This is a genomic window from Trichloromonas sp. (assembly GCF_041583255.1).
In the GTDB taxonomy this organism is placed as follows: Bacteria; Desulfobacterota; Desulfuromonadia; order Desulfuromonadales; family Trichloromonadaceae; genus Trichloromonas.
On record NZ_JBFHGD010000252.1, the window covers coordinates 1 to 4,112 of the forward strand.

Annotated in this window: 6 protein-coding genes; 4 read left to right on the forward strand and 2 right to left on the reverse strand. The window is 62.5% G+C overall.

The window, feature by feature from the left end; genetic code table 11:
• The 3 genes from ABYV89_RS14955 to ABYV89_RS14965 form a co-directional block, all read left to right on the forward strand.
• A partial coding sequence (locus ABYV89_RS14955) for a shikimate kinase (protein ID WP_432823734.1) occupies positions 1–310 on the forward strand: 310 nt, incomplete at its 5' end.
• A gap of 68 nt (positions 311–378) precedes the next feature.
• Positions 379–648, forward strand: coding sequence for a hypothetical protein (locus tag ABYV89_RS14960; protein WP_432823735.1), 270 nt, complete (start codon positions 379–381; stop codon positions 646–648).
• Positions 649–728: 80 nt separating this feature from the next.
• Positions 729–893, forward strand: a complete 165-nt coding sequence (locus ABYV89_RS14965; protein WP_432823736.1) for an FmdB family zinc ribbon protein — start codon at positions 729–731, stop codon at positions 891–893.
• A gap of 19 nt (positions 894–912) precedes the next feature.
• On the opposite strand, the gene ABYV89_RS14970 is transcribed toward ABYV89_RS14965, so the two are convergent.
• Entirely contained in the window at positions 913–1,560 is a 648-nt protein-coding gene (locus ABYV89_RS14970) for a response regulator (protein WP_432823737.1), read from the reverse strand.
• A 133-nt stretch (positions 1,561–1,693) separates the two neighbouring features.
• Here ABYV89_RS14970 and dinB point away from each other — a divergent pair, with 133 nt between their 5' ends.
• Positions 1,694–2,881: a DNA polymerase IV gene (gene dinB / locus ABYV89_RS14975; RefSeq protein ID WP_432823738.1), complete on the forward strand. Its 1,188-nt coding sequence runs from the start codon at positions 1,694–1,696 to the stop codon at positions 2,879–2,881.
• A gap of 505 nt (positions 2,882–3,386) precedes the next feature.
• Here the strand turns inward: dinB and ABYV89_RS14980 are convergent.
• A partial coding sequence (locus ABYV89_RS14980) for a hypothetical protein (RefSeq protein WP_432823739.1) occupies positions 3,387–4,112 on the reverse strand: 726 nt, incomplete at its 5' end.

Consider the following 4,112-nt stretch of genomic DNA (forward strand, 5'->3'; position numbering starts at 1 on the left):
CCTCAAGCTCGACGTCGATCGGCATGTCATCGCCACCGGCGGTAGCGCCGTCTACAGCGAGAAAGGCATGACCCATCTGAAGAGAATTTCGACCATTGTGTTTCTCGAAGTGGATTACGCAGAGATCAAGCGCAGAATCAGAAATTTCGACACGCGGGGGATTGCCAGGGCGAAAGGCCAGTCCTTTCGCCAGCTGTTCGAGGAGCGGCAGGCGCTCTACCGGCGCTACGCTGAAATCCGGGTGGACGGCAACCGGCTCAGCCAGGAAGAGTTGGCCGAAGAGATCGCGGCAGCCTATTTGCGGAGCTGACCGACAGGACTTGACCTTTGCCGAATTGGGGGTTTAGTTCTATTGAGCATCCACGCGAGGAGGAAAGCATGAACGAGAACCTGGATCGTGTCGTCCGATTTCTGCGTGCAAAACCCGAACTGGCCGATTACACCGTCCGCGAGGAAGGAAAGGAGCTGCACCTGTCGAAGGGATCGGACTGTTTCGTGCGCCTTATCCCTACCGACAAACCGGAAATCTGGCGCATGGAGCACTTTCACAACCGGAAGCGCTGGGAGCGGGTCGACTGCACCTGCACGCTGCAAGAGTGTCTCGATTACCTCTCCTCCAATCCCCAGTTCCTCTACTGGGAAGGCTGAGCCGAAACCCGCCTTGAGCGGCTTGCATCCCGCGCCGCACCCGGTACATTCTTCTGAGAAAAAAAGTCCGGGAGGAACCTATGCCGACCTATGAATATCTCTGCAAGGAATGCCAGGTTATCTTTTCCCTGGTGCTCAGCATGTCCGAACACGACCGGCGCCGGGTCGAATGCCCGCACTGCCGCAGCAAGGAAGTAATTCAGCAATACTCCACCTTCTTTCCCAAAACCAGCAAGAAGAGCTGAACCGGGCGGACAAGGGGCATCAGATCTCGTTGAGGTCGATCATCTCCTCGCCCATCAGGTAATCGGCCTTGACCACCTTCGACGCGGTGGCCAGCCTGTCGACAATGGTGCGGATTCTTTCCAGCTCCCGGCGGATCTCGACCAGGTGGCCGCCGGCAGGATGAGTTTCGGGCAGCGTCCGGCCCGCCAGGTGCAGATGACCGAAAATGGTGGTCAGCGGATTGTTGAACTCGTGACTGATCGCCGTCGCCATCTCCTGCAGCAGCTTCAGCTTCTCCAGCTCCACCGCCATCAGCTTCTCCCGGCGCGATGCCAGGTGCAGACGGATGCGGGCCAGCAGCTCGCCGGGATAAAACGGCTTGACGATGTAATCGTCGGCCCCCGCCTCGAAGCCGCGGATCTTCTCCTGCTCCGATTCCAGCGAGGTCAGAAAGATGATCGGCACCGCGCGGGTGCGCGCATCCTGCTTCAGCGTCCGGCAGACCTCGTAGCCGTCCATCTCCGGCAGGTAGACGTCAAGCAGAATCAGGTCGGGCGGCTCGGCTAACGCCGCAGCAATCCCCGGTGGGCCGTCCTCAGCGAACGCCAGCCGGTATTTCCCCGTGAGGCTCTCTTCGAGCCGCGCCTGCATGACCTTGCTGTCTTCGATGATGAGAATGGTTTCCATGGTCCCCCCTTGTGCAGGGGGATTATTCTAGAGAGAAATGTCGTCCTGTCAACAGCTTATGGAACTGCAAGAAAAATCCTCCCGGGAAGAGCCCCCCCTTGCCTCCCTCGCCGCATCGTGCCAGAATCCCCCCATGGCCAACACCATCATTCATCTCGACATGGACGCCTTTTACGCCTCGGTGGAACAGCTCGACTTCCCCGAACTGCGCGGTCTGCCGGTGATCGTCGGCGGCGGCAAAGAGCGCGGCGTGGTGGCCGCCTGCTCCTACGAGGCCCGCCCCTTCGGTGTGCGCTCGGCGATGCCGATCAGCCGGGCGCTGCGGCTCTGCCCCGTGGCGGTGCTGCGGCCGGTGCGCATGGCCCGCTACCAGGAGGTTTCAAAACAGGTCTTCGCCATCTTCGCCCGCTACACCGACCGCATCGAACCGCTGTCGGTGGACGAGGCCTTTCTCGACGTGTCCGGCTGCGAGCGGCTGTTCGGCCCGGCGCTGGAGATCGCCCGAAAAATCCGCAAGGAAGTGCGGGATGAACTGGGGCTGGCCATCAGCGCCGGGGTGGCGCCGAACAAATTTCTGGCCAAGCTCGGCTCGGAAAGCGCCAAACCCGACGGTCTGCTGGAGATCGCCCCGGACAAGGTGGATGATTTTCTGCTGCCGCTGCCGGTGGGACGAATCTGGGGAGTGGGGGCGAAGGCGGCGGAGCAGCTGCACCGCTACGGCTGCCGGACGGTGGCCGACCTGCGGCGGATGAGCGAGGCACAGCTGAAGGGGATGTTCGGCGTCTGGGGCGAGCGCCTCTACCTTCTGGCCCGGGGCGAGGATTCGCGCAGCGTCGAAGTCGAGCAGCCGGCCAAATCCTTTGGTGCCGAGGAGACTTTTTCCAGCGACCTGCGGCGGATCGAGGATCTGCAGCGCGAACTGCTGGCCCAGGCCGAAAAGGTGGCGGCCCGCCTGCGCCGCCACGGCATCGAAGCCCGTAACCTCACCCTCAAGATCCGCTACGACGACTTCGAAACCCTGACCCGCCGGCTGACCCTGGCCGAACCGAGCGCCAACGGTCTGGCCCTCTACCGGGCCGGGCTCGAACTGCTGCGGCGCACCGAGGCGGGGGCCCGGCCGGTGCGCCTGCTCGGCCTGACCGCCGGCGGCCTGGAACCGGCCGGGCAAGCCCAGGCTTCGCTCTTTCCTGATGCCGGCATGCAGCGCCAGGCCGAACTGGATCTCGCGCTCGACAAATTGAGTGAGCGTTTCGGCAGTGGGGGGGTGAGACGCGGGACTCTGCTTGATTTGCCGAAAGACGAAACGGGCAGTAAAAAATAAAACTTAACACCGTCGGGTCCCGGCCCGACAGCCGGGTTACTTTTCTTTGAGCGCAAATGAAAAGTAACCAAAAGAAACTCTGGCTGCGCCGCATGGGGGGCGCGAAGGGCCGCGACCTCTTTTCACCTTCGTGGCAACTGACCTCCGACCCGTCTTCATCGACCCCACTTGCGAACGACACACATACGCCGCCAGTCAGCAAATCTGTTGCAAATTCCGCCGCTACCAAGAAAGCCAAATACAGGTTGTGCTTTTAATAACGCAGCCCTGTGTTTGCTCAGCCCGGGAAAATGCTCCGTCGACCACCATTGGCGCAGATGTGCCACGAAGAACGGCCGCATGCCTCGGCACAACGACGCCTAGCCCCCGGCGCCAACCGCGCCAGAGTCCACATGCCCCCCGCAGGGGAGCCATTTTGCTTACTTTGGGTTGGCTTGGACTAAAAGCAAGGCGTCCGGCGGAACGCGACCCGCCGGCTTTGCCGCTCGAGCAACCCTGCCCCAGCTTAAAGCCCCATGGCGATATCCCGGGCCAACGCCGGCAACTCCTCCAGCAGCAGGGCCTCGCGTCCCTGCGGACAGCGGGTCGATCCAATAAAACGCTCGATGTGCGATCTGATCTCGATCCGCTTGACCTGCAGCACTGAGCTCCCCCCCATCACGCCGAACTGCCCGGTGACAACCTGGCTTGCGGCCAGAGCCTTGCCGGCATCGATGGCCCGGCTGTCGTCGTCCAGCCCCAGCTGGCTGATCGCCATATCCTGCAGCACCTGGCTGACTCGTTCACGCTTCACCAGCAGCACCTTGCCCTGCTTCAGCAGCTCTTCCCGCAAAGCATCGGCCAGGATGGCCGCCGCGGCTCCCATCGGCCCGTCGGCGGCAAAATCGTACACCGCCAGGAGCGGCCGGTCCCCGGTCGCCGGCGCAGCTGCAGGCAAGCTCCCAACCGGCGCTGTTTCGGCCTGCGGGTCAAGCGGGGTCGGCAATTCGACAGGACCCGCGTCCCGCCCCTTGCGCAGAGCCGTCTCGAACAGGTCCTTACGAGCCAACTGATAGAGTCTTTTCCAGGTATTTTCGATGATGACCGTGCCGTCCGATTCCGCGCCGCTGTCCGCAGGAAGGACCGACTGCGTCTCGAAGGAAGCTCCGGTGCGGATGTTCACCAGCAGGTAGCGAACAGAGGTAGAATTGCGTTGCCGCTCGATGAGCAGCCCGTAATCGGCGTGCAGGGC

What these genes read in the sequence shown, in the direction of transcription:
- ABYV89_RS14960 (WP_432823735.1), top strand. Translation starts at nt 379, where the DNA reads ATGAACGAGAACCTGGATCGTGTCGTCCGATTTCTGCGTGCAAAACCC.
- ABYV89_RS14965 (WP_432823736.1), top strand. Translation starts at nt 729, where the DNA reads ATGCCGACCTATGAATATCTCTGCAAGGAATGCCAGGTTATCTTTTCC.
- ABYV89_RS14970 (WP_432823737.1), bottom strand. Translation starts at nt 1,560, where the DNA reads ATGGAAACCATTCTCATCATCGAAGACAGCAAGGTCATGCAGGCGCGG.
- dinB (WP_432823738.1), top strand. Translation starts at nt 1,694, where the DNA reads ATGGCCAACACCATCATTCATCTCGACATGGACGCCTTTTACGCCTCG.